General features: G+C 64.7%; 23 protein-coding genes. 19 read left to right on the top strand and 4 right to left on the bottom strand.

Features of this window, described 5'->3' with window-relative positions; translation table 11 throughout:
* The first annotated feature begins 490 nt into the window (after positions 1 to 490).
* Positions 491 to 2212: a dihydroxy-acid dehydratase gene (gene ilvD, locus ASG57_RS23400; RefSeq protein ID WP_057197635.1), complete on the top strand. Its 1722-nt coding sequence runs from the start codon at positions 491 to 493 to the stop codon at positions 2210 to 2212.
* Positions 2199 to 3020, top strand: coding sequence for a tetratricopeptide repeat protein (locus tag ASG57_RS23395; protein ID WP_057197633.1), 822 nt, complete (start codon positions 2199 to 2201; stop codon positions 3018 to 3020). The genes ilvD and ASG57_RS23395 overlap by 14 nt, the downstream gene beginning before the upstream one ends.
* Positions 3021 to 3035: 15 nt before the next feature.
* Here the strand turns inward: ASG57_RS23395 and xth are convergent, their stop codons facing one another.
* On the bottom strand, positions 3036 to 3833 hold the full coding sequence (gene xth / locus ASG57_RS23390) for an exodeoxyribonuclease III (RefSeq protein WP_057197631.1): 798 nt from the start codon (positions 3831 to 3833) through the stop codon (positions 3036 to 3038).
* A gap of 151 nt (positions 3834 to 3984) precedes the next feature.
* Between xth and ASG57_RS23385 the strand changes: the two genes are divergently transcribed.
* A complete protein-coding gene (locus ASG57_RS23385) occupies positions 3985 to 6294 on the top strand; it encodes an ATP-binding protein (protein WP_057197629.1) in 2310 nt (769 codons plus the stop codon).
* 5 nt (positions 6295 to 6299) lie between these two features.
* Here the strand turns inward: ASG57_RS23385 and erpA are convergent, their stop codons facing one another.
* Positions 6300 to 6629 (bottom strand): iron-sulfur cluster insertion protein ErpA, encoded by a 330-nt coding sequence (erpA, locus tag ASG57_RS23380; protein ID WP_057197627.1) that lies wholly within the window; start codon positions 6627 to 6629, stop codon positions 6300 to 6302.
* A gap of 133 nt (positions 6630 to 6762) precedes the next feature.
* Here erpA and ASG57_RS23375 point away from each other — a divergent pair, with 133 nt between their 5' ends.
* The 12 genes from ASG57_RS23375 (at position 6763) to surE (ending at position 18739) form a co-directional block, all read left to right on the top strand.
* Positions 6763 to 7959: a deoxyguanosinetriphosphate triphosphohydrolase gene (locus ASG57_RS23375; protein WP_057197625.1), complete on the top strand. Its 1197-nt coding sequence runs from the start codon at positions 6763 to 6765 to the stop codon at positions 7957 to 7959.
* Between the two features lie 9 nt (positions 7960 to 7968).
* The gene (gene argS / locus ASG57_RS23370) at positions 7969 to 9759 is read left to right on the top strand and encodes an arginine--tRNA ligase (RefSeq protein ID WP_057197623.1); all 1791 of its coding nucleotides are present in this window, start codon (positions 7969 to 7971) and stop codon (positions 9757 to 9759) included.
* A gap of 139 nt (positions 9760 to 9898) precedes the next feature.
* Positions 9899 to 11467, top strand: a complete 1569-nt coding sequence (locus ASG57_RS23365) for an SPOR domain-containing protein (RefSeq protein ID WP_024342682.1) — start codon at positions 9899 to 9901, stop codon at positions 11465 to 11467.
* Positions 11468 to 11513: 46 nt separating this feature from the next.
* Positions 11514 to 12542, top strand: coding sequence for a beta-N-acetylhexosaminidase (nagZ, locus tag ASG57_RS23360; RefSeq protein ID WP_024342683.1), 1029 nt, complete (start codon positions 11514 to 11516; stop codon positions 12540 to 12542).
* Positions 12539 to 13378, top strand: coding sequence for a segregation and condensation protein A (locus ASG57_RS23355; protein WP_024342684.1), 840 nt, complete (start codon positions 12539 to 12541; stop codon positions 13376 to 13378). Before nagZ ends, ASG57_RS23355 begins: the two co-directional genes overlap by 4 nt.
* Before the next feature lie 21 nt (positions 13379 to 13399).
* The gene (gene scpB, locus ASG57_RS23350; RefSeq protein ID WP_024342685.1) at positions 13400 to 14173 is read left to right on the top strand and encodes an SMC-Scp complex subunit ScpB; all 774 of its coding nucleotides are present in this window, start codon (positions 13400 to 13402) and stop codon (positions 14171 to 14173) included.
* 164 nt (positions 14174 to 14337) lie between these two features.
* Positions 14338 to 14571, top strand: coding sequence for a twin-arginine translocase TatA/TatE family subunit (locus ASG57_RS23345; RefSeq protein ID WP_024342686.1), 234 nt, complete (start codon positions 14338 to 14340; stop codon positions 14569 to 14571).
* 89 nt (positions 14572 to 14660) lie between these two features.
* Positions 14661 to 15164 (top strand): Sec-independent protein translocase protein TatB, encoded by a 504-nt coding sequence (gene tatB, locus ASG57_RS23340; protein WP_024342687.1) that lies wholly within the window; start codon positions 14661 to 14663, stop codon positions 15162 to 15164.
* On the top strand, positions 15161 to 15973 hold the full coding sequence (tatC, locus tag ASG57_RS23335; protein WP_024342688.1) for a twin-arginine translocase subunit TatC: 813 nt from the start codon (positions 15161 to 15163) through the stop codon (positions 15971 to 15973). The genes tatB and tatC overlap by 4 nt, the downstream gene beginning before the upstream one ends.
* A gap of 136 nt (positions 15974 to 16109) precedes the next feature.
* The gene (serS, locus tag ASG57_RS23330) at positions 16110 to 17441 is read left to right on the top strand and encodes a serine--tRNA ligase (protein ID WP_024342689.1); all 1332 of its coding nucleotides are present in this window, start codon (positions 16110 to 16112) and stop codon (positions 17439 to 17441) included.
* A gap of 59 nt (positions 17442 to 17500) precedes the next feature.
* A complete protein-coding gene (locus tag ASG57_RS23325) occupies positions 17501 to 17863 on the top strand; it encodes a hypothetical protein (RefSeq protein WP_024342690.1) in 363 nt (120 codons plus the stop codon).
* 108 nt (positions 17864 to 17971) lie between these two features.
* A complete protein-coding gene (gene surE, locus ASG57_RS23320; protein ID WP_024342691.1) occupies positions 17972 to 18739 on the top strand; it encodes a 5'/3'-nucleotidase SurE in 768 nt (255 codons plus the stop codon).
* A 2-nt stretch (positions 18740 to 18741) separates the two neighbouring features.
* Here the strand turns inward: surE and ASG57_RS23315 are convergent, their stop codons facing one another.
* Positions 18742 to 19113, bottom strand: coding sequence for a response regulator (locus tag ASG57_RS23315; RefSeq protein ID WP_024342692.1), 372 nt, complete (start codon positions 19111 to 19113; stop codon positions 18742 to 18744).
* A 225-nt stretch (positions 19114 to 19338) separates the two neighbouring features.
* Between ASG57_RS23315 and ASG57_RS23310 the strand changes: the two genes are divergently transcribed.
* Positions 19339 to 19989 (top strand): protein-L-isoaspartate(D-aspartate) O-methyltransferase, encoded by a 651-nt coding sequence (locus ASG57_RS23310; protein WP_024342693.1) that lies wholly within the window; start codon positions 19339 to 19341, stop codon positions 19987 to 19989.
* Positions 19990 to 20098: 109 nt separating this feature from the next.
* A complete protein-coding gene (locus tag ASG57_RS23305; protein WP_057197621.1) occupies positions 20099 to 21463 on the top strand; it encodes a peptidoglycan DD-metalloendopeptidase family protein in 1365 nt (454 codons plus the stop codon).
* Positions 21464 to 21590: 127 nt separating this feature from the next.
* Here the strand turns inward: ASG57_RS23305 and ASG57_RS23300 are convergent, their stop codons facing one another.
* Positions 21591 to 22580 carry an ATP-binding protein gene (locus tag ASG57_RS23300; RefSeq protein WP_057197619.1) on the bottom strand — a complete coding sequence of 330 codons (990 nt, stop codon included), beginning with the start codon at positions 22578 to 22580 and terminating at the stop codon, positions 21591 to 21593.
* A 182-nt stretch (positions 22581 to 22762) separates the two neighbouring features.
* Between ASG57_RS23300 and yajC the strand changes: the two genes are divergently transcribed.
* Positions 22763 to 23140 carry a preprotein translocase subunit YajC gene (gene yajC, locus ASG57_RS23295; RefSeq protein WP_024342696.1) on the top strand — a complete coding sequence of 126 codons (378 nt, stop codon included), beginning with the start codon at positions 22763 to 22765 and terminating at the stop codon, positions 23138 to 23140.
* A 47-nt stretch (positions 23141 to 23187) separates the two neighbouring features.
* Complete coding sequence (secD, locus tag ASG57_RS23290; protein ID WP_024342697.1) at positions 23188 to 24792, top strand: protein translocase subunit SecD; 1605 nt, start codon at positions 23188 to 23190, stop codon at positions 24790 to 24792.
* The last annotated feature ends 1 nt before the right edge of the window (position 24793 follow it).

The following is a 24793-nucleotide window of genomic DNA, read 5'->3' as shown; positions in this document are numbered from 1 at the left end:
GCCGGCACCCGGCCTTCCCTGCGCCCTCTTGGACGAGAGGGCGGAGAGATCAAGCAAAGCTCGGGCGAAACACGCCGCGAGATCGGGCAGGCGTGTCTGAGAATTGAGATGCCTGTGCCTGCCGCAACCGAGAGGGGGTAGGCCCGACTCACTCACGGATGCCGGCGTCGCCGTCGGAACGAGGTGCAGTTCTCCAGCTAAAAAATCAAAGGTTGTATAACATCGTCCCTGCGAGGTATCGCGGTAGGCTAATCCGTGTCTTCCTGGTTACGATTGTGCCGCCCGCGCAACACTCCTCTTCGATTTAACCCTCGTCGCGGGTGGTTCGCATCGCCGCCGCTTTTTGGCCACACCCGAACATGAATAAAATCGCTCTAATGTTTTAGAGAGCAGCGGCGGTCTTCGAAGGCAACGAGAAAATCCCAAGGTCGATTCAAATCTTGGCTCTGATTTTTCGGGTCTGAAAGGGTTGGCTGGGGAAACTGGTTGCATGGGCGCGAAGATCGACAAGCAGAGGCTGCCGAGCCGTCACGTGACGGAAGGCCCTGCGCGCGCGCCGCATCGGTCCTACTTCTATGCGATGGGTCTGACCACCGAGCAGATCCACCAGCCTTTCGTCGGCGTCGCCTCGTGCTGGAATGAAGCGGCTCCCTGCAACATCGCCCTGATGCGCCAGGCGCAGGCGGTGAAGAAGGGCGTGGCATCGGCCGGTGGGACGCCGCGCGAATTCTGCACCATCACCGTGACAGACGGCATCGCCATGGGCCATGACGGCATGCGCTCCTCGCTGCCGTCACGCGAATGCATCGCTGATTCCGTCGAACTGACCGTGCGTGGCCATGCCTATGATGCGCTGGTCGGGCTTGCCGGCTGCGACAAATCGCTGCCGGGCATGATGATGGCGATGGTCCGTCTCAACGTGCCCTCGATCTTCATTTACGGCGGCTCGATCTTGCCCGGCAATTTCCGCGGGCAGCAGGTCACCGTGCAGGACATGTTCGAGGCCGTCGGCAAGCATTCGGTCGGCGCGATGTCGGACGAGGATCTCGACGAGATCGAGCGCGTGGCCTGCCCTTCGGCGGGCGCCTGCGGCGCGCAGTTCACGGCCAATACGATGGCCACGGTGTCCGAGGCGATCGGCCTTGCGCTGCCATACTCGGCCGGTGCCCCGGCACCCTATGAGATCCGCGATGCGTTCTGCATGACCGCGGGCGAGAAGGTGATGGACCTGATCGCGTCCAACATCCGGCCGCGCGACATCGTCACCCTCAAGGCGCTGGAGAATGCGGCTGCCGTGGTCGCCGCGTCAGGCGGCTCGACCAATGCTGCGCTGCACCTGCCGGCGATCGCACATGAGGCCGGCATCAAGTTCGACTTATTCGACGTCGCCGAAATCTTCAAAAAGACACCATATGTCGCGGATTTGAAGCCGGGCGGCCGTTATGTCGCCAAAGACATGTTTGAAGTAGGTGGCATACCGCTTCTGATGAAGACGCTGCTCGACAACGGCTTCCTGCACGGTGATTGCCTTACCGTCACGGGCCGCACGATCGCCGAAAACCTCAAGAGCGTGAAGTGGAATCCGCACCAGGACGTGGTGCACCCGGCAGACAAACCCATCACCGTCACGGGCGGTGTGGTCGGTCTGAAGGGAAATTTGGCGCCAGAAGGTGCGATCGTGAAAGTCGCGGGAATGTCCAACCTCAGGTTCACCGGTCCGGCCAGGTGCTTCGACCGTGAGGAGGATGCTTTCGAGGCGGTTCAGAAGCGCACTTACCGCGAAGGCGAAGTGATCGTGATCCGCTACGAGGGGCCAAAGGGCGGCCCCGGCATGCGGGAAATGCTCCAGACCACAGCAGCGCTGACCGGCCAGGGCATGGGCGGCAAGATCGCGCTCATCACCGACGGCCGCTTCTCCGGCGCGACCCGCGGCTTCTGCATCGGCCATGTCGGGCCGGAGGCGGCGGTCGGCGGACCAATCGGGCTGCTTGAGGACGGCGATATCATCGAAATCGACGCGGTCGCCGGTACGCTTAACGTAAAATTGAGCGACGCCGAGCTCGCCCAGCGCAAGACCAAATGGAGCGCTCGCGCGACTAATCATACGTCGGGTGCGCTCTGGAAGTATGCTCAGCAGGTTGGACCAGCGGTCGGAGGGGCAGTGACCCATCCGGGCGGCGCGCACGAGAAACAGTGCTATGCGGACATTTAGGCGTGCCACAGTTGCGTTTGTGTTGGGGGCGGCCGCGCTGGCCGCGCCGGCGCTCGCCTTTGACGGTGCGCCGGTCAACCCCAAGGATGCGGCCATCCCGGTCGTGACCAACTTGCCGGGAACCGCGACGACCTTGCGCGGCAAGGTCGCGCCGGTGACGCAGGAAACCTCGCTCAGCGCCCTGCAATATGCTGCCGAGGGCGGTCACCCGATCGCGCAGTGGAAGCTCGGCCGCATGTACGCCAATGGCGACGGTGTCGCTCAGGACGATCTGCGCGCCTTCGAATATTTCAGCCGGATCGCCAACGCGCATGCCGAGGACAGCCCGTCGGCCCCGCAGGCGCAGATCGTGGCCAACGCCTTCGTCGCGCTCGGCCGCTACTATCTGGCCGGCATTCCGAATTCGAAGGTCAAGGCCGATCCGGACCGGGCGCGGGAGATGTTCTCCTATGCCGCCTCCTATTTCGGCAACGCGGACGCGCAGTACGATCTCGCCCGTCTGTACCTGAAGACCCCCGACGCCTCGCGTGAGGACTTCCGCTACGGTGCGCGCTGGCTTGGTCTCGCCGCGCAGAAGGGACAGCACCAGGCGCAGGCGCTGCTCGGCCAGATGCTGTTCAACGGCGACCGCCTGCCGCGGCAGGCCGCACGCGGCCTGATGTGGCTGACCCTGGCGCGCGACAGCGCAGGTCCCGACGAGGTCTGGATCAAGGAAAGCTACAACCGCGCCTTCGCCAAGGCCTCGGACGACGACCGCGCCATGTGCCTGCAGATGCTGGAGCAGTGGGTGCAGGGCCGCCGGGAGTAAGCGGCCGAGGCGGCTTCAGGCCGCCTCCAGATCCAGATCCGCCCATACCGGCACGTGGTCCGACGGCTTCTCCCAGCCGCGGACATAGCTGTCGATTCCGACATTGGCGAGCCGGTCGCTGGCTTGTGGCGACAGCAGCAGATGGTCGATGCGCAGGCCCTGGTTCTTCTGCCAGGCTCCGGCCTGGTAGTCCCAGAAGGTGTACAGCCCCGGCTCGTCGGTGACGGCCCGCAAGGCATCGGTCAGGCCGAGGCCGAGCAGGGACTGAAAGCTCTCCCGCGTCTCCGTCTTGAACAGGGCGTCCTCGGTCCAGGCGGCCGGATTGTGCACGTCGCGGGCATGCGGGATGACGTTGAAGTCGCCTGCGAGGATCAGTGGCTCCTCCGCCTTGAGACGCTCCTTCGAATATTCAAGAAGCCGCGACATCCATTTGAGCTTGTAAGGGTATTTCTCCGTCCCGACCGGATTGCCGTTGGGTAGATAGAGACAGGCGATACGCAGTACCCCGCGCTTGAGGGTCACCACGCCTTCGAGGAAGCGGGCATGCGTATCCTCCTCGTCGCCGGCGAGCCCCGACTTGGTCTCGTCGAACCGGAGCTTGGAGAGCAGGGCGACGCCGTTGAACGTCTTCTGCCCGTGCGTGACCACGTTGTAGCCGAGCGCCTCGATCTCCAGCCGCGGGAAGGCCTCGTCGACGCATTTGATCTCCTGGAGGCAGACGATGTCGGGCTGGCACTCCTTCAACCAGGTCAGGAGGAGATCAATCCGCTGCCGGACCGAGTTCACGTTCCAGGTGGCTACTCTGATGGACATATCGACGGCTCCGGGCAGGAGGCATGGTTAGAACAAACTGCAAACGCGCCCGTCAAGGACGCCGCAAAATCACCCACAAAATTAACCCGGCTTAAGCAGGCGGCAGGTCATTGATCGTCAAAAGGTTGCTGATGGGATGGCCGGACAGTCAATGAAGCGAATTGAGCCGCGTGACGGCCTGATCGGCGCATTCCTGTATTGGCTCGGCGGCTTCGAGATCGAGGACGGCCTGATCGCCGATCTCAGCGAGCGGCAGGTCCGCCGCATCCGCGCCAAGCAGATCGACGCCGTGACGCGGTTGATCCCGGTCACCATGGCGGTGACGATGCTCAACGTCGCCATCGTCCTGATCATGTTCTGGGGCAGGGGCTGGAACGACTTCCTCGCGATCTGGGGCCTGACGCTCGCCGCCACCGCTTCGCTTGCGGTGCGCTCATGGCGTCGGTCGCATCAAAATCCGCCGCAGGAAGCCTCCACCCGCGCTGGCCGACAGATGCTGCGGCAGGCCTTCTTCCTCGCCGCAATCTGGGGCGCGCTGCCGCTCGCCCTGTTCAGCCGCATCGAGCCGACCGGCCAGCTGATCCTGGCCTGCCTGATGGTCGGCATGATGTCGGGCGGCGCCTTCACGCTCTCGACATTCCCTCGTGCGGGTCTCGTCTATCTCGCCACCATGACCGTCGCCTGCGCCGGTGCGCTGCTCCTGTGCGGCACCGGGCCCTATCTGGTGACCTCGGTGTTCCTGCTATTGTTCGCATTCTTCATGGCGCGCAACATCGTCTCGCAGGGCAACCTGTTCCTTGGCAATCTCAAGGCCCAGCTCGAGCTCGAGCGCCAGACCGAGATCATCTCGCTGCTGCTGAAAGACTTCCAGGAGAACGCCAGCGACTGGCTGTGGCAGACCGATGCCGACGGGCATCTGGTCGACGTACCCCAACGCTTCGCGGACGTCGCGCAGCTGCCGCTTCCACTGCTGAAGGGATCACATTTCGCCGATGTGCTCGACATGCTTTGCCCAGAGGACAAGCGCGCAGCCTACAACGTCGTCGGCCTGATGGAGCAGAATGAACCGCTGCACGAGATGAACCTCACGGTCGTCGCCGGCGGCGAGGCGCGGCTGTGGTCGCTGACGGCCAAGCCGGCCTATGACCGCGACGGCCAGTTCCTCGGTTATCGCGGCTTCGGCCGCGACGTCACCGAACGCTGGCGCGCTGAAAAGGCCGAGGCCGAAAGCCGCGCCAAGTCCGACTTCCTTGCGGTGATGAGCCACGAGATCCGCACGCCGATGAATGGTGTCCTCGGGCTCGCCAGCATGTTGCTTGAAACCACGCTCGACCCCGAGCAACGCGAAGCCGTCGCCACGATCCGCGACTCCGGCGATAATCTCCAGCGTATCCTCAATGACATTCTCGACTTGTCCAAGCTTGAGGCCGGGCGCTTCACCTTCGAGGCGATCGATTTCGCCCCGCAGGCGCTGGTCGAAGCTGTCGCAACCGTTGTTCGCGCAGGCGCCAAGAGCAGGGGACTGACCGTCAACGTCGAGCTCGATCCAAACCTGCCGCCGACGCTGCGCGGCGACGTCGCGCGCATCCGCCAGGTGCTGCTCAATCTCGCATCCAATGCGGTGAAGTTCACCGATGAAGGCGAGGTGACGATTTCGGTCACCTGCCAGGCGCGGCGCGACTTGCTGGCGACCGTCGAATGGACGGTCACCGACAGCGGCATCGGCATCGCCCCGGAAAAGCTGGGCCAGCTCTTCAGCGACTTCGCCCAGGCTGACGCTTCGATCAGCCGCCGCTTTGGCGGCACCGGCCTCGGGCTTGCCATCTCACGGCGGATCATCGAGCAGATGGGCGGCACCATCGGAGTCACCTCGACGCCGGGCGAGGGCTCGAGTTTCCGCTTCACGCTGGTGTTGCCTTGGAGTCAGGTGCCGGTATCGGACCAGGCCACAGGCCGCGATGAGGCCGAGGAGCTCAAGGCCCGTATCGCCACTCTCGACCGGCCGCTGAAGGTGCTGGTCGCGGAGGACGATGCAGTCAATCGGATGGTCGTAAGCAAGATGCTGGGCGCGTTCGAGGTCGAATTGCGTGTCGTCACCGATGGTGTCGAGGCCGTCGCGGCGGCATCCGAGAGCGATTACGATGTCGTGCTGATGGACGTGCGCATGCCCGATATGGATGGGCTCGCCGCGACGCGGGCGATCCGGGCGCAAGGCGGGAGCTGCAAAGCCTTACCCATCATAGCACTCACGGCCAATGCCTTCTCGGAGGATGTCAAGATCTGCCGCGAGGCGGGCATGTCGGACTTCCTTGCCAAGCCGCTGCGCAAGCCGGCGCTGGTCGCGGCGTTGCTGCGTGCGCTCGACGGCTACACCATGTCGGAGGACGCGCCGCTCCAGCCGGAGCTGGCGCCGATCGAGGTGGAGTGGACGGAGGAGGAAAGGCAGATAACCGGAGCGTAACCGCCTCAGACCGAGAAGCTGGTGCCGCAGCCGCAGGACGCAGTGGCGTTCGGATTGTTGACGCGGAACGAGGCGCCGATCAGGTCATCGACGAAATCGACCTGCGACCCCGCCAGGAACGGCTGGGAGGCGGAATCGACCAGCACCACCGCACTGTCCTGCTCGATCACGAGATCGTCGTCGGTACGGGCCCGGTCGATGTCGAACTTGTACTGGAAGCCGGAGCAGCCGCCGCCCTCGACGGAGATGCGCAGCATCGCGCCGGAGCCTTCGCCCTTGAGGATCTCCCCAATCCGGCGTGCGGCGCGGTCACTGATGGTCACGGCAGTCGTCATGGTCGGTCTCCGATCGTCCCGCAGTCACAGAAAGGTCTTGCCCATTTCATTTGGTGTCCCGCGTCCGGCATAGTTAAGTGCAAGGATACGCAGAATCAAATGGATAGGGACTAAATTCGTCGTGTCCGTCGGAATGGCAGCCCCCCGCGCGCCCTATGCCTGCGACCCCGATCGCAGCCGAGGCCGGCTGGTCACCGAGCCCCCGAGCCGGACCCGCAGCCCGTTCCGGCGGGATTGCGACCGGGTCATCCATTCCACCGCGTTCCGCCGCCTGAAGTACAAGACCCAGGTGTTCGTGTTCCATGAAGGCGACCATTATCGCACCAGGCTGACCCACTCGCTGGAGGTGGCACAGATCGCCCGAGCGCTGGCCCGACAGCTCGGGCTGGATGAGGACCTTACGGAAACCCTGGCGCTCGCCCACGATCTCGGCCATCCGCCCTTTGGCCATGCCGGCGAGCGGGCGCTGGATGCCTGCCTGAGGGAGTTTGGCGGCTTCGATCACAACGCCCAGACGCTCCGCGTCGTCGCTTCGCTCGAGCACCGCTATCCCGAGTTCGATGGGCTGAACCTGACCTGGGAGGCGCTGGAAGGAATCGTCAAGCACAACGGTCCGCTCACCGATCGCAGCGGCGCCCCGGCCGGACGCTATCGTGAGCACGGCATTCCCGTCGGGATAGCCGACTACATCAAGACCTATGACCTTGAATTGTGGAGCTTCGCCTCGCTGGAAGCGCAAGTCGCCGCAATCGCGGACGATATCGCTTACGATGCCCACGACATCGATGACGGCCTGCGGGCCGGCCTCTTCAATCTCGACGATCTGAAGGTGATGCCGCTCACCGCGGAGATCATTGCCGAGACTTCGGCGCACTATCCCGATCTCGAAGACGTCAGGCGCGGTGCCGAACTGGTGCGCGAGCTGATCTCGCATCTGATCGGTGCGGTGTTCACCGAGGCCCAGAGGAACCTTGCGGCGCTCAAGCCGCAATCGGCCCAGGATGTCCGGCAGCAGAGCAGGGCGCTGATCGCGTTTCCCGCCGAGGTCGCCGAGGAGGAAGCCGCCATCAAGGGCTTCCTGTATCAGCACATGTATCGCCACGAGCGCGTGATGCGGGTGATGGGGCAAGCGGAGCAGATCCTGTTCGACCTGTTCGCAAGGTATTTGAAGGAGCCGTCCGAACTGCCGCCTGAATGGCTGCTGGGCGCGGAGGCGGACAATGAGGGCGACCGGGCGCGCCGGATCGGCAATTTCATCGCCGGAATGACCGACCGTTTCGCTCTGACCGAGCACCAGCGGCTTTTTGACTCGACCCCGGATTTGCGTTAGGCGGCGCCCATGCCCCAGACCTCCTCATCCCTACATCTGTTCGCCGACGTGCTGGCGCGCGTGCACGCCGCCTGCCGCGCGCTCGCCGCGGAAGCCAATTGGCCCGAGGGCATCGATTTCTCGCGCGTCGTTGTCGAGCCGCCGCGCGATGCCTCACATGGCGACATGGCGACCAACGCAGCCATGGTGCTGGCGAAGGAGGCGAAGGCCAAGCCGCGCGATCTTGCCGAGAATATCGCCGAGCGGCTTCGTGCCGACACGCTGATCGCCAAGGTCGACGTCGCCGGACCCGGCTTCATCAACTTGACGCTGAAGCCAGCAGCCTGGGCCGAGGCGCTGCGGACGGTGCTGCGCGAAGGGGCCGATTATGGCCGTGTCCGCGGCGGCGCCAGAGTCAATGTCGAGTACGTCTCTGCCAATCCGACTGGGCCGATGCATGTCGGCCATTGCCGCGGCGCGGTGTTCGGCGACGCGCTGGCGAGCCTGCTTCAGTTCGCAGGTCACGACGTCACGCGCGAATATTATATCAACGACGCCGGCGCCCAGGTCGACGTGCTCGCGCGCTCAGCGTTCCTGAGGTATCGCGAGGCGCTCGGCGAGAACATCGGCGCCATTCCGGAAGGGCTCTATCCCGGCGACTACCTCAAGCCGGTCGGAGCGGCGCTGGCCAAGGAGCATGGCGACAAGCTCCTGGCGAAGAGCGAGGCCGAATGGTTGCCGACAGTGCGCGCCAAGGCGATCGGGATGATGATGGACGAGATCAAGGACGATCTCGCCGCCCTCAACATCCGCCATGACGTATTCTTCTCCGAGCGCTCCCTGATCGAGACCGGAAACAACAAGGTTGCCGAGACCATCGATTTCCTGAAGGCCAAGGGCGACATCTATGAAGGCCGACTGCCGCCGCCGAAGGGCGCGCCGGTCGAGGATTGGGAAGACCGTGAGCAGCTGTTGTTCAAGGCGACGGCCTACGGCGACGACGTCGATCGTCCGCTGATCAAGTCGGACAATTCCTACACCTACTTCGCTTCCGACATTGCCTATCACAAGAACAAGTTCGACCGCGGCTTTGCCGAGATGATCGACGTCTGGGGCGCCGACCATGGCGGCTACATCAAGCGCATGCAGGCGGCGGTGAAGGCGACGACGTCAGGCAGGGGGGCGCTCGACGTCAAGATCGTGCAGTTGGTGAAGCTGCTGCGCAATGGCGAACCGGTGAAAATGTCCAAGCGAAGCGGGGACTTCGTCACCTTGCGTGAGGTGGTGGATGAGGTCGGCCAGGACGCCGTCCGCTTCATGATGCTCTACCGCAAGAACGATGCGGTGCTCGATTTCGACCTTGCCAAGGTCATGGAACAGTCGCGCGACAACCCGGTTTTCTATGTCCAGTACGGCCACGCCCGCGGCCATTCGATCTTCCGCAACGCGCGCGCCGAGGTGTTCCCGGAGCTGCCTGAGGATACCGGTACTCGGATCGCCTGGCTCGGTGAGTCGGCGGTCGAGCGGCTGTCGGACCCGGTCGAGCTTGAACTTCTCAAGCGCCTCGCAATATATCCACGTGTGCTCGAAGCCGCCGCCGCGGCCCACGAGCCGCACCGAATCGCCTTTTATCTCTATGATTTAGCCAGCGAATTTCATGCACTTTGGACGAAGGGGCGCGATTTGCCCTATTTACGCTTCATTATCAATAATGATGCAGATCTAACGAAGGCGCGGCTGGCCATGGTCCAGGGCGTCGTCTCGGTCCTGGCATCGGGCCTCGCCATCCTCGGCGTCCATGCCCCGGACGAGATGCGGTAGTTTGGGGCGAACTACTTAAGGGGATTCGGGGGTAACCGGCAGAAGCCGGATCGCTTAGACTTGGTTGAAAGCCTTGTGGGTCGAAAGCCGTGCCTTGGTCGAGGGGCGCGCGGCTTTCCCGAAGGGACGCATCATCACGATGGCCGAACGATATCAGGACAGACCGTTTCCTTCCGATGACTATGGTCGCGGTGGCGATCAGTATGGGAAGGCGGAGAGCGATCCCTTGGCCGAGCTCGCCCGTCTGATCGGGCAGACCGATCCGTTTGCGGCGCAGGGACGGCCGGCTGCGCGCTCCCCGGCCGCGCCCACGCAAAGCTATGGGGAAGACGGGTACCGCCAGCACGACGACCGGCAGGACTACGCCGAGCAGGCCTCGCCGCCTGGGCCACCCTCATGGATGCGGCGCGCCAATGTGCAGCCGCAGCCGGCACCCGCGCCGGAGCCTGACTATCCCGTCTCGGTAAGCCCGGTTCATCCGCTACATCGCTATTCGGCCAGGTCCGCCGCGCCCGAACCTGTTCATCAGCCGCAGGCCTATCAGGATCACGGCCAGGAGAATCAGTCTTACCAGGATCAGTCCTACCAGGATCAGGCCTACCAGCAGCACCGTCCGTCTTACCAAGAGCAGTCCTATCAGGAGCCGTACGCGCCGGATCCTTCGCGCTACGATGATGCGCTCTACGGCCGCCTCGAGACAGGTGAGCAGGACTATCAGCGCGATCCGTCCTATCCGGACGATCCTTATGCGTTCCAGAGCGACTATCCCGAAGCCGAACTCGACGAGCCGAAGAAGCAGCGCGGCGGCATGATGACAGTCGCGGCGATCCTGGCGCTTGCCGTGGTGGGCACTGGTGCGGCCTTCGCGTACAAGACCTATATCGGCTCGCCCCGCAGCGGCGAGCCGCCGATCATCAGGGCCGACAATGCGCCGACCAAGATCGTGCCCGCGCCGAGCGATTCCTCGGCCAAGGTGCCGGACCGGATGGTCAGCGGTGACGGCACTGAGAAGATCGTGCCGCGCGAGGAAGCCCCGGTCGACGTCAACGCAAAGGCGGGCGGTCCCCGAGTGGTGTTCCCGCCACTGAACCAGAATGCGAACCCACCGTCTGTGGCGAGCGTCTCGCCGTCTGCAATTCCCGCGCCGAGCTCGGGAGCCGTCCCGAGCAATGGAACGTTGCCAAGCAATTCGCCGCGCCCGATCCGGACCGTGGCCGTGAAGGGAGACCAGACCGACAGCGCGCCACCGCAATCGGCTGCAGTCAAGCCGACGCCAGCGGCGCCGAAGCCTGTTGCTGCACCCGCTGTGCCGGCCACGCCGCGCAATCCGCCGACCTCGGCCAATGCCAGCGTCCATCAGCCGATGTCGCTGGCCCCGCAACCGGCGGCCGAGCCTTCGCAGAGGATGGCTGCGACTAGTCCGACTCCGCTCGCGCCCGCCAGCAGCGGCGGCGGCTACATCGTACAGGTCTCCTCGCAGCAGAGCGAGGACAGTGCCGCCGCGTCCTACCGCGTGCTTCAGAGCAAGTACGGCAACGTACTCGGCTCCCGCTCGCCGGTGATCAAGCGGGTCGACCTCACCGACAAGGGCAAGGGGATCGTCTACCGCGCCTTCGCTGGCCCGTACGCTTCGGCCGAGGAGGCGACGCAGGCTTGCAACAGCCTGAGGGCCGCCGGCTTGTCCGCCTGCTTCGTCCAGAGGAATTAAAGGCCGTTTCCTTGACCCCCTCGCGGGTCAGGGTTAATCGGCCGTCATGAGCACGCGGGCCTTCATTACCGGCGTATCCGGAACGGAACTCACCGCCGCCGAGCGGGAGTTTATCCGTGACCAGCGCCCGTGGGGCTTCATCCTGTTCAAGCGCAATGTCGCGACGCCGACGCAAGTCGCTGCGTTGGTTGCGGAATTGCGCTTTGTCGCGAATGCTCCCGACGCGCCTGTCCTGATCGATCAAGAGGGGGGACGGGTGCAACGGCTGGGCCCGCCGCACTGGCCGGTCTACCCGGCGGGCGCCACGTTCGCGGCCTTGTACGACACTGATTCGGCCCTCGGGCTTACCGCGGCGCGTCTCAGCGCACGGCTTATCGCGGCCGATCTCGCCGATCTCGGCATCACTGTGGACTGCCTGCCGCTGGCCGACGTGCCGGTGCCGGGCGCCGATGCGGTCATTGGCAACCGGGCCTACGGCACTGAGCCGGGCAAGGTCGCGGCTATTGCCCGGGCGGTCACCGAGGGGCTGGAGCAGGGCGGCGTGCTGCCGGTGCTCAAGCACATTCCTGGGCACGGCCGGGCCACCGCCGACACTCATTTCAAGCTGCCGACGGTCGACACGCCTCGGGCCGAACTGGAACGGACCGATTTCGCCGCGTTCAAGCCGCTCGCGGACCTGCCGATGGCCATGACTGCACATGTTGTGTTTAGCGCCGTGGACCCCGCCCATCCGGCGACGACATCTGCGACAATGATTGCTGACGTGATTCGCGGCGCAATCGGGTTCCAGGGTTTGTTAATGAGTGATGACGTGTCGATGAACGCGCTGTCGGGGAATATCGCCGAGCGGACCCGCGCCATCTTCGCGGCCGGCTGCGACGTGGCCCTGCATTGCAACGGCAACATCGAGGAGATGCGCGACGTCGCCGGCCAGGCACCCGAACTGTCCGGCAGGGCGCTGGAGCGCGCGAACGCCGCGCTTGCGGCCCGCAAGCCGCCGCAGCCGTTCGATCGGGCGGCCGCACGCGCGGAACTGGACGCATTGATCGCACGGGCAAACACGGCATCCGCATGACCGCAGAAATCCTATCGTTCGAAACCGGGCGGCCAGCAGAGCTCGCCGAGGGTGAGCCGGCGTTGGTGGTGGATGTCGAGGGCTATGAAGGGCCTCTCGACCTGCTGCTCGCGCTGGCGCGTCAACAGAAGGTCGACCTCGCCAAGATTTCGATCCTGGCGCTCGCCGACCAGTACCTTCACTTCATCGAGGCCGCGCGGAAGATTCGGCTGGAGCTGGCGGCTGACTACCTCGTCATGGCGGCCTGGCTCGCCTTCCTGAAATCGCGGCTATTGCTGCCGGAGCCGCCGAGCGCGGAGGGGCCGAGCGCGGAGCAGATGGCGACGGCGCTGGCCAACCGCCTGCGCCGCCTCGAAGCCATCCGCGAAGCCGCCAACCGGCTGATGAACCGGCCGCAATTGCAGCGCGACATCTTCCCGCGGGGCGAGCCCGAGCAGATCGCCGAGATCAAGCATCCGAAATACACGGCAACGCTCTACGATCTGCTGACCGCCTATGCCGCGCAGCGCCAGTCGCGCGTGCTGGCGAGCGTGCATCTGGCCAAGCGCACGGTGTGGTCACTTGCCGAAGCGCGCGCCACGCTGGAGCGATTGGTTGGCAGCCTCAACGAACAGGATGACTGGGGCGTGCTGGACGATTTCCTGATCCGACACGTCGCCGATCCGACGCAGCGGGCAACAGTGTTCGCCTCGAGCTTCGCCGCCGCGCTTGAGCTGGTGCGCGAAGGCCAGCTCGAGCTGAACCAGAAAGAGGCGTTTGCGCCGATCTATTTCCGGAAAGGGCGCCAAAAACCGGTCCTGGACGCAGCTCCTGCGCCTGATGCGCCGGTCGCCTAAGTGCAAGAAGGAGAATCTGCCATGGCAAGCCTGGCTGAAGTGCGCGTAGAAGAGGCCGAGCCGATGGAGAACGAATCCCAGGCGCGTCCGGAGGAATTGCGGCTGCTGGAAGCGCTGCTGTTTGCGTCGAGTGAGCCGCTGGATACCGCCACGCTGGCCAAGCGGATGCCGGAGGGCGTCGATGTCAAGGCCGCGCTCGAGCAGCTGCAGGCCGACTATGCCCTGCGCGGGGTAAACCTCGTTCGCGTCGCCAACAAATGGACCTTCCGCACTGCCGGCGATCTCGCTTGGCTGATGACCCGGGAGAGTACCGAGACGCGCCGCCTGTCGCGTGCCGCGATCGAGGTGCTGGCGATCATCGCCTACCACCAGCCCGTGACGCGTGCCGAGATCGAGGAGATCCGTGGCGTCGTCACCTCAAAGGGCACGCTCGACGTGCTGCTGGAGACCGGCTGGATCAAGCCGCGTGGCCGCCGCAAGACGCCGGGCCGTCCCTTGACCTTCGGAACCACTGAGGAATTCCTGTCGCAGTTCACCCTTGAACAGCTCGGCGATCTGCCGGGCCTGGAAGAGCTGAAGGGCACGGGTCTGTTGGATTCGCGCCTGCCGACCGGATTTAGCGTACCGACGCCGTCCGATGATCCGGCGCTGCGCGAGGACGAGGATCCGCTGGAACCAGGCGACCTCGATCTTGCGCTGGCGCCAGCGGTCGAGCCCGAGACCTCGCAGGAGCCGCCGGCAAGTGGCGATGAGGGAGCCGGCGAGGGTAGCAGCGAAGGTGGCACCAACGAGTGAGTCCCGGTGCTTTACGGCCCCTGCGACCGGTTAACACTAGCAAGATTGCGTAGTGCCGACAGCGAATTGGCGCCGCCTTGGTCCTTGTTTTTGAGACCTGCCAAGCCTAGGTTTCGGTGAAGATCGGCCGGGTCCCCGGCCATGCGCGTTTGGAGGGTTGCAGGATGGGTTCACTCAGCATTTGGCACTGGATCTTGGTGATCGCAGTGGTCCTGCTGCTGTTCGGCCGCGGCAAGATTTCGGATCTGATGGGCGACGTGGCGCAGGGCATCAAGGCGTTCAAGAAGGGCATGCAGGACGACGACAAGCCCGCAGACAAGCCCGAGCCGGCGAAGTCCATCGAGCACAATGGCGCGCCGACCGCGTCCCGGTCCGACGTCGGCAGCAAGGCCGTCTGAGCCGAAAGAGCACGCGAGACGTGGGTAGCGGCCCCGATCCTGCGCGCGAGGGATTGGGCCGGCTTCGGCTGGCGTGAACGGAAGACCTCATGTTCGACATCGGGTGGAGTGAACTGGTCCTGGTCGGGGTCGTGGCCCTGATCGCCATCGGCCCGAAAGAGCTGCCGGGCGTGCTGCGTATGGTCGGACAGTGGATGGGCAAGGCCCGCAAGATGGCCGCCGAATTCCAGGGCCAGTTCCAGGAAGCTATGCGCGAGGCGGAGATGGCCGACCTCAAGAAGAGCTTCGACGAGGTCAAGGAAGCCGCGACCGGCTTCACCAGCAACAATCCGCTCACCTCGCTCCAGAAGGACGTCAGCGACGCGCTTCGTGTTGATGCGCTGGACAAGCCGGCGGAGACGTCGACGACGACAGCCGTCGATCCGCCTTCGACGCCCACGACCCCGGAAGCGCCGACACCCGCGACCTTCATGGAAGCCGAGGCCCATGCAGCTGCGAACGAGCCGCTCGCGATCACTCGTGAGGTCGAACAGGCGGCGGTTGCGCAGGACACCGCACCATCCGAGGCAATCAAGGACGCCAAAGCGTCATGACCGACGCCGATATCGAGGCCAGCAAAGCCCCGCTGATGGACCATTTGATCGAGCTGCGTTCGCGGCTCATCAAGGCGCTGCTTGGCTTCGGCATTGCCTTCATCTTCTGTTTCTTCTTCGCCAAGCAGATCTACAACGTGCTGGTCTGGCCGTTCGTGTGGGTGGCGGGGCCCGAGAATTCGAAGTTCATCTACACGGCGCTGCTGGAATATTTCATCACGCAGCTGAAGCTCGCGCTGTTTGGGGCAGGCTTCATCTCGTTTCCAATCGTGGCGACGCAGATCTACAAGTTCGTCGCGCCCGGACTCTACAAGCACGAGAAGCAGGCTTTCCTGCCATATCTGGTCGCCACCCCCTTCTTCTTCGTGCTGGGCGCGGCGCTGGTCTACTTCGTCGTGTTGCCGATGCTGGTCCGCTTCTCGCTCGGCATGCAGCAGACCGGCAGCGACGAGACAGCACAGATCCAGTTGCTGCCCAAGGTCGGCGAATACCTGTCGCTGATGATGTCGCTGATCTTCGCCTTCGGCATCGCTTTCCAGCTTCCGGTGATTCTGACGCTGCTCGGGCGGATCGGCATCGTCAGCTCGACGATGCTGCGCGAGAAGCGCCGCTACTTCATCGTCTTGGCCTTCGTGATCGCAGCCGTGCTGACGCCGCCCGACGTGCTCAGCCAGTGCTCCCTCGCGTTTCCGCTAATGGCGCTGTACGAGGGCTCGATCCTCGCGGTGGCGATGGTGGAGAGGAAGGCGGCCGCCGCACAGGCTGCGACCGGTACCGACGTCTCGACGCCGGCCAATCCGGCGGAGTAGGGCGCTTTCGTCCGATCATCGCGCTGCTCCGCCATGATTCGTCATACCCGGGCTTGACCCGGGCATCCACGACTTGATCTAAGGCGGCAGACACGTGGATGGCCGGGATAGACCCGGCCACGACGGGAAAGCAGCCATGCACGACATCAAATCGATCCGCGACAATCCGCAAGCCTTCGACGCCGGCCTCGCACGGCGCGGTTTGAAGCCGATGTCGGCCTCGCTGCTGGCGATCGACGAGAAGCGGCGCGCGGCCATCCTCGCCTCCGAGCAGGCGCAGGCGCGGCGCAATGCGGCCTCCAAGGAGATCGGCGACGCCAAGAAGGCCAAGGACGAGGCGCGCGCAGCGAAGCTGATGGCCGAAGTGGCCGAGCTCAAAACCACGATGCCGCAGCTCGAAGCCGCTGCGAAGGCAGCCGACGAGGAACTGGCGAAAGAGCTGTCGGCAATCCCGAACATTCCTTTCGATGACGTGCCTGATGGGGTCGACGAGCACGGCAACGTCCAGCACCATGTGTTCGGTAAAAAGCGGAACTACAGCTTCGCACCGAAGCTCCATGACGATCTCGGCGCCGCGCTCGGCTACATGGACTTCGAGGCGGCCGCAAAGCTCTCTGGTGCGCGTTTCGTCGTGCTCAAGAAGGCGCTGGCGCGGCTCGAACGCGCCATCGGCCAGTTCATGCTCGACCTGCACACGACAGAGCACGGCTACACCGAGATCAATCCGCCGCTGCTGGTCCGCAATGAGGTGATGTTCGGCACCGGGCAGCTGCCGAAATTCGAGGACGATCAGTTCTGGGCGATCAAGGGCGAACTGCTCGCATCGCCGGACCATGAGCGGCTGAAGACGGAGCGCCTCGGCCTGATCCCCACCGCTGAAGTCTCGCTGACCAATCTTGCGCGCGAATCCATCCTCGACGAGAAGCAGCTGCCGATGCGCCTCACGGCGCTGACGCCGTGCTTCCGCGCCGAGGCGGGCGCTGCGGGACGGGACACTCGTGGCATGATCCGCCAGCATCAGTTCACCAAGGTCGAGCTGGTCTCGATCACGACGCCCGAGACCAGCAAGGACGAGCTGGAGCGGATGCTGTCCTGCGCCGAGCAGGTGCTGCAACGGCTCGGCCTGCATTATCGCGTGATGACGCTGTGCGCAGGGGACATGGGCTTCTCGTCGCAGAAAACCTATGACATCGAGGTCTGGATGCCCGGGCAGGGCGATGGCGGTATGTTCCGCGAGATCTCGAGCTGCTCGGTCTGCGGCGACTTCCAGGCCCGGCGCATGGATGCCCGCTCGCGCGGGCCGGACGGCAAGCCGCGCTTCGTGCACACGCTGAACGGCTCCGGCACCGCCGTCGGTCGGGCACTGATCGCTGTGATGGAGACATATCAGCAGGAGGACGGCTCGATCGCTGTGCCGGACGTGCTCCAACCCTATATGGGCGGCCTAAAGGTGGTCGCGCGCGAGTAGGGTTGCGAAGATTGGCCGGCCGGCTATCCTGCTGGCGCCTCAACGCGAACCCACCGTTCATGCCCTTGCACCGCGACATCTTCTGGGTCGGCCGACAATGGGCGGTGACTGGTGCCGGAATCCAGGCCATCGATCAGCGCCTTCGCGGTGTGCTCGACATCGCGATCGCGCGGCTCTGGGACGATGATCTCGTGCAGAGCCGACGGGCCAAGCCTGGTGTCAATGCTGCCGACTTCGACAAGGCGCTGACGGTGGCACGCGAACGCTTTCCGAAGGCGCCGGTGTCTGGTCCGGTCGTCGCCCAGCGGGGGACGCTCGGCGCGATCGAGACTCCCGTCGTAAGTCCTGTCGTGCCGGCGATGAGCCTGCGCGCGGAAGGCCGGCTCGCGCGCTTCCTGCCGCAATGGCGGATTCGTCGCTAGCGGGGATCGGGGGGAACCTGCCGCCCGGGCTCCGATCAGGCCGGTTTGCCTGATGGGCCACGGCCGGATATGACAGATCAAACGGCTTTTGTGGAAGCGATCTGGCGCATGCGCATTCTCTGCACCAATGACGACGGCATTCACGCCCCAGGGCTCAAGGTCGTGGAGGAGATCGCGCGTGCCTTGTCCGACGATGTCTGGGTGGTGGCGCCCGAGCTCGACCAGTCCGGCGTGTCGCACTCGCTGTCGCTAAACGATCCCTTGCGCCTGCGCGAAGTCGGCCCGCGCCACTTTGCTGTGCGCGGCACGCCGACGGACTGCGTCATCATGGGAGCCCGCCATATCCTGGGGGCCAAGCTGCCCGATGTCGTGCTGTCCGGGGTCAACAAGGGTCGCAACGTGGCCGAGGACGTGGTCTATTCCGGCACCATTGCTGGCGCGCTGGAGGGCACCATCCTGGGGCTGCCGTCGTTTGCGTTGTCGCAAGAGTTCAGCGTTGAGACCCGCGACCGGCCGCCGTGGGACACCGCGCGCAAGTTCGGACCCGACATCGTGCGCAAGGTGATCGCCGCCGGTGTTCCAAAGGACACGGTGATCAACGTCAACTTCCCGTCATGCGCGCCGGAGGATGTGCTGGGCGTCCGCGTCACGCGGCAGGGCAAGCGCAACCTCGGCTTCCTCAGGATCGACGAGCGCAGGGACGGCCGCGGCAATCCGTATTTTTGGATCGGCTTCGAGCGGACAGCAATGCTCGACACGCCCGACGCCGGCACCGATCTGGCGGCGCTGCGGGAGCGCTACGTCTCGGTCACCCCGCTCAGGCTCGACCGCACCAATGAGGCGTTTTCGGAGCAGCTCAGCGCGACGCTGAAATAGGCCTAGCCGCCGCGAAGCGCGGCTTCGATGGTCTTGCCGAGCGCGTCGAGCTGGAACGGCTTCTGAAGCGCCGGCCGGTCGCGGTACTGTTCGGGCAGGCCGGAGGAGCCGTAACCGGTGGCGAAGATGAACGGGCAGCCCTTCGCCATGATGACATCGGCCACCGGCGAGATGACCTTGCCGTTGACGTTGACGTCCAGAATTGCCAGGTCGAAATCAGTGGTCTGCGCCAGCCGCATGGCCTCGGCGATGTCGCCCGCTTCAGCGGCAACCTTGTAGCCGAGCTCCTCCAGCATATCCGCGACCATCATTCTGATCATGACCTCGTCCTCGACGAGGAAAACAGAGCGGCCCGAAAGCCCTGTCGCAGTCATAGGTGAGTCCTTGCCCATTCTCGCGAACGTTCGCAGATAACGATAAGTGACGCAATGCGCGTTTCGGCGAAGGCAAACCCGCAAATGGCTTAGCGCCTTGAAGGCCCGATTGTGGTCAAATGCCGGGCCGAAAGGCTAGCATGAGTTCCTGAGCCGGAACAAGATTCTCGCCTCGGGGTCTTGCGGCGCAGTGCGGCGTTCCGCCAGACGAGATGAGCAGCAGCAATGACGTCCCAGCACCACCCGCCGGAAAAGATGATGTTTCAGCTGACGCTGAGGCGTCGCGGCATCAGCGATCAGGCCGTGCTGCGGACGATGGAGGAGGTGCCCCGCGAGCTTTTCGTCGACGAAGCCGATCGTGACGGCGCCTATCGCGATAGCGCGTTGCCGATCGCCTGCGGGCAAACCATCAGCCAGCCTTTCGTCGTCGCCTATATGACCGAGCAGCTCCAGCTCCAGAAGCAGCACCGGGTGCTCGAGATCGGCACCGGCTCCGGCTACCAGGCTGCGGTGCTGTCGCGGCTCGCCGGCCAGGTGCTGACGGTCGAGCGCTATCGCAAGCTCGCCGATACGGCACGCGCCCGGCTTGAAAAGCTCGATTGTCACAATGTCGAGGTGATGCTCGGCGACGGTCTCAATCTGCCTCCCAACATTGGTCCATTCGATCGCATCATCGTCACCGCCGCGATGGATCAGATCCCGGAGAACCTGGTCGAGCGGCTGGAGGTCGGGGGTATCCTGATTGCTCCCGTCGGCCCGCATCAGGGCGTACAGACGCTGACCCGCCTGACCCGCACCGACACCGGGATCGAGCGCAAGGAACTCGTCGAGGTCCGCTTCGTGCCGGCGCTGCCTGGCGTCGCGCGTGAGCTGTAGAATCCGGGATCGGCTGCGCTGCCAACGTCTTATTGGGAGGGTTAAGCCGTTATTTACTCGGCGGGTGTTTACTTAAAACACCAGTTCTGTTGCGTACGAGTGAGTAACCATGTCCGCTGTCGCCGAGTTGCTTTACTCGCGCCGCGTGCCGCAGGTCGCGGTGCTGGCGCTGATCTCCTTCAGCTTTGCAGGATGCAGCGCCGACATGTCGTCGCGGCTGTCCCAGTCGAACTTCTCCAATCCCTTCGCCTCGGAATCCACGGGCTCGGTGCAGCAGGCCCCGCCGCCGCAGCGTGAGTTGCCGCAATATGCGCGGCCGCAGACGCAGCCTGGCTATCATCAATCGCAGCCTTTGCCAGCGCCGGCCGTAGCTGCGCCGCAATCCTATCCGGTCTCGTCGGGCGGGGGAGTCTCTGGCGGTGGGCGCGGGGTCAGCTCCTATGCGCCTCCGGCGCAGCCGCATCTGGAAACCACGGCCACCGTGCCGCCGCGCTCGGTTGCGGCGGCCCAGCCAGCCGGCGGAACCAAGATCATCGTCGGCACCAGCGATACGCTCGATGTGCTCGCCAAGCGCTACCGCGTCACCCCGCAGGCGATCCTTGCCGCCAATGGCTACAAGGGGCCGCGCGCGCTGTCGCCGGGCCAGCAGCTGATCATCCCGCATCCGGCGACGGCGCCTGCCGCGGCTCCCGTCACCGCCGCAGCCGCTACCAAGCCCGTTGCGGCCGTGGCTGCGCCGTCGAGCACCCATTTCGTCAATCAGGGCGACACACTCGCCAGCATTGCCCGCAAGAACCGTATCTCGACAGCTGAGCTCGCCCGCGTCAACGGCATCGATCCATCGGCAAAACTCAAGCTTGGCACCAGGCTGACCGTGCCCGGTGCCAAGACCGCGGCCGTCGCTGCGCCTGCGGCTCCGGTCGCAGCTGCGCCTGTTGCGGGAACGCTTCAGCCCGTCGCCGCCGCTCCCGCACCTGCCACCAAGATGGCCGCCGTCGCGCCGGTGCAGAGCGCGCGTTTGGCTCAGGCGACGTCCAATGTCGAAGAGAAGCCCGCCGAGACGCCTGCGAAGGCGGCGGAAGCTACCGGCGCGCTGCCGACCTTCCGCTGGCCGGTCCGCGGCAAGGTGGTCACGAGCTACGGCGCCAAGACCAATGGCAAATCCAACGACGGCATCAATCTCGCGGTGCCCGAGGGGACGCCGGTCAAGGCGGCTGAAGACGGCGTCGTCGCCTATTCCGGCAACGAGCTGAAAGGTTACGGCAATCTGGTCCTGGTTCGGCACTCCAACGGCTACGTCACCGCATATGCCCATGCGAGTGAGCTGTTGGTGAAGCGCGGCGATACCATCAAGCGCGGTCAGGTCATTGCCAAGTCGGGTCAATCCGGTGAAGTGGCGTCGCCGCAGCTCCACTTCGAGATCCGCAAGGGATCGAGCCCGGTTGACCCGCTTCAATTCCTGAACGGGGCGTGAGGCGCCGCAGTCTGTGGAGCGGACGATCCAGTGCTCCAGAGACAGTCATTGTGGAGCCGCGAGGCCGCAGCGTACTGGATTCCCGCTTTCGCGGGGAATGACAGTTGCAGGTTGTCGATCGCTGCTGCTAAGTCGCCGTCAGCTTCACGCCAAGCCGGCCCGCCAGCTCCTGCACGAACTGCCAGGCGACGCGGCCCGAGCGCGAGCCGCGCGTGGTGGACCATTCCAGCGCCTCGCGCTCCAGCGCTTCATCGTCAATCTTGATGCCGAAATGGCTGCAATAGCCGCGCACCATGGCGAGATATTCGTCCTGGCTGCAGCGATGAAAGCCGAGCCACAGGCCGAAGCGATCCGACAGTGAGACCTTCTCCTCGACCGCTTCACCGGGATTGATCGCGGTCGACCGCTCGTTCTCGATCATCTCGCGCGCCAGCAGATGGCGGCGGTTCGAAGTGGCATAGAGGATGACGTTCTCGGGCCGGCCTTCGATGCCGCCTTCGAGCACAGCCTTGAGGGACTTGTAGGAGGCATCGTTGCCGTCGAAGGAGAGGTCGTCGCAGAACACGATGAAGCGGAACGGCGAAGCGCGCAATTGGTCCATCAGCGCGGGCAGGCTCTCGATGTCCTCGCGGTGGATCTCGATCAGCTTCAGCCTGTCGGCCTGTTTGCGCTGCGCGTTGATGCTGGCGTGCGCCGCCTTCACCAGCGACGACTTGCCCATGCCGCGAGCGCCCCAGAGCAGCGCATTGTTGGCCGGCAGGCCGTTGGCAAAGCGCTCGGTGTTCTCCATCAGGATGTCGCGCATCCGGTCGACGCCCTTCAGCAGGAACAGCTCGACGCGGCTGACCCGCGGCACGGCAGCAAGCCGCCCGTTGGGATGCCAGACATAAGCATCCGTCCGTTCGAACGACTCGCGCTCGACGGCTGGTTTGCCCTGGGCGGAGAGGTGCGCCGCGATGGTCTCCAGCGCGCGGACGATGCGTTCCTGCGCAAGCTCTGGGGCTGCCTTGATCGCTTTGGAGGCTGCCGTGGGGCGTTTTGCCGCGACGCGGGCGGCCTTTCTGGCAGGGGTGCGGGGGCCTTTGCCGGCCGGGCTTTTGCTAAGGTTTTTGGGCATGTCCGAAGTTCCTGAGAACGCAGCCTTATCGGGCCTGACGGTCCGCCGCAAGGTGGCCCAAAAGGGCAGCCTGGCAGCGTTGCAATTGGGGCAATGGCCGCTATAGTCCGCGCGAATTTGACCGAACCGGTCGCCGTTGAGGGCCTGACCGGCTTTCCCCCGTTCTCACGAGGATCGTCCGAATGCTGATTACTCCTGCGTATGCCCAGGCTGCGGCCGCCGGCGACACCAACAGCATGTTGATGTCGCTGCTGCCGTTCGCCCTGATCTTCGTGATCATGTATTTCCTGATTCTGCGCCCGCAGCAGAAGAAGGTCCGCGATCATGCCGAACTCGTGAAGAACATCCGCCGCGGCGACACCGTCGTGACTTCGGGCGGCCTCGTCGGCAAGGTCACCAAGGTCGTCGATGACGACCAGATCGAGTTCGAGATTTCCGACGGCGTGCGCGTGCGTCAGATGCGCCAGATGATCTCGGGTGTGCGCGCCAAGGGCGAGCCGGCCAAGGAGTCGAAGGACAGCGCGAAGGAAACCGCCAAGGACGACGCCGCGTCGAAGTGAGCGCTTCCGCGAGCATCTCAAGTCTCCCGATCTGACAGGTCCAGTCGATGTTGTATTTCACGCGGTGGAGGGCGCTGGGGGTTATCCTGACGGCGCTGATCGTGTGCCTCTGCGCGGTCCCCAACTTCTTCCCCGAGGAGCAGGTCAAGACCTGGCCCGCCTGGGCGCAGCGCAGGCTCGTGCTTGGCCTCGACCTCCAGGGCGGCTCCTATCTGCTGCTTGAGGTCGACTCGGCCTATGTGAAAAAGGAGCGGCTCGATCAGGTCCGCGACGAGGTTCGCCGGACGCTGCGCGATGCCAAGATCGGCTTCACCGGCGGCGTCACTGTGCGCAACGACGCTGTCGAAGTTCGCATCACCAAGGAAACCGACGTGCAGCCGGCGCTCGCCAAGCTGCGCGAGCTGTCCCAGCCACTCGGCGGACTGATGGGCTCGAGCGGTCAGCGCGACCTCGAGGTGACCGATGCGGGCGGCGGTGTGATCCGCCTGACCGTTCCGCAGCCGGCGACACTTGATCGCCTGCGCAGGACCATCGAGCAGTCGATCCAGATCGTCGAGCGCCGCGTCAACGAACTCGGCACCGTCGAGCCGGTGATCCAACGCCAGGGCAACGATCGCATCCTGGTGCAGGTGCCCGGTCTTCAGGACCCGACGCGCCTAAAGGAGCTGCTGGGCAGGACCGCGAAGATGGAATTCCGGATGGTCGACACCTCCGTGCCGCCGGATCAGGCGCAGCAGGGCAGGGTGCCACCGGAATCCGAGCTCTTGATGAGCGCCTCGCCACCACCGACACCGTACGTGGTCAAGAAGCAGGTATTGGTCGCCGGCGGCGATCTGACCGATGCTCAAGCGAGCTTCGATCAGCGTACGGGTGAGCCGGTCGTCAGCTTCAAATTCAACACGTCGGGCGCCCGCAAGTTCTCGCAGGCTACGACCGAGAATGTCGGACTGCCTTTCGCGATCGTACTTGACAACAAGGTGATCTCGGCGCCCGTGATCCGCGAACCGATCACCGGCGGCCAGGGCCAGATATCCGGCAATTTCACCGTGCAATCGGCCAACGATCTCGCGATCCTCTTGCGCGCCGGCGCGCTGCCGGCACCGCTGACGGTGGTGGAGGAGCGCACGGTCGGTCCGGGCCTGGGCCAGGACTCCATCGAGAAGGGCGAGCTTGCGGCTTACGTCGGCTCGATCCTCGTCATCATTTTCATGCTCCTGACCTATCGGCTCTTCGGCGTGTTCGCCAACATCGCGGTGGCCATCAACGTCGCCATGATCTTCGGCCTGCTGTCGTTGCTCAATGCCACGCTGACGCTGCCCGGCATCGCCGGCATCGTGCTCACCGTCGGCATTGCGGTCGACTCGAACGTGCTGATCTACGAGCGTATCCGCGAGGAGTTGCGCGGTGGCCGCAACGCGATCTCGGCGATCGATGCCGGCTTCAAGCGGGCGCTCGCGACCATCCTCGATTCCAACATCACCACCTTCATCGCTGCCGCGGTGCTGTTCTACATCGGCACCGGACCGGTCCGCGGCTTTGCCGTGACGCTCGGCATCGGCATCATCACCACGGTGTTCACCGCCTTCACCCTGACCCGGCTGATCGTGGCCTGGTGGGTGCGGTGGAAGCGGCCGCAGAGCGTGCCGATCTAGG

It is taken from the genome of Bradyrhizobium sp. Leaf396 (assembly GCF_001424605.1).
GTDB lineage: Bacteria > Pseudomonadota > Alphaproteobacteria > Rhizobiales > Xanthobacteraceae > Bradyrhizobium > Bradyrhizobium japonicum_C.
Note: the sequence above shows the minus strand (reverse complement) of the source record. Positions and strands in the feature narration are given on the sequence as shown.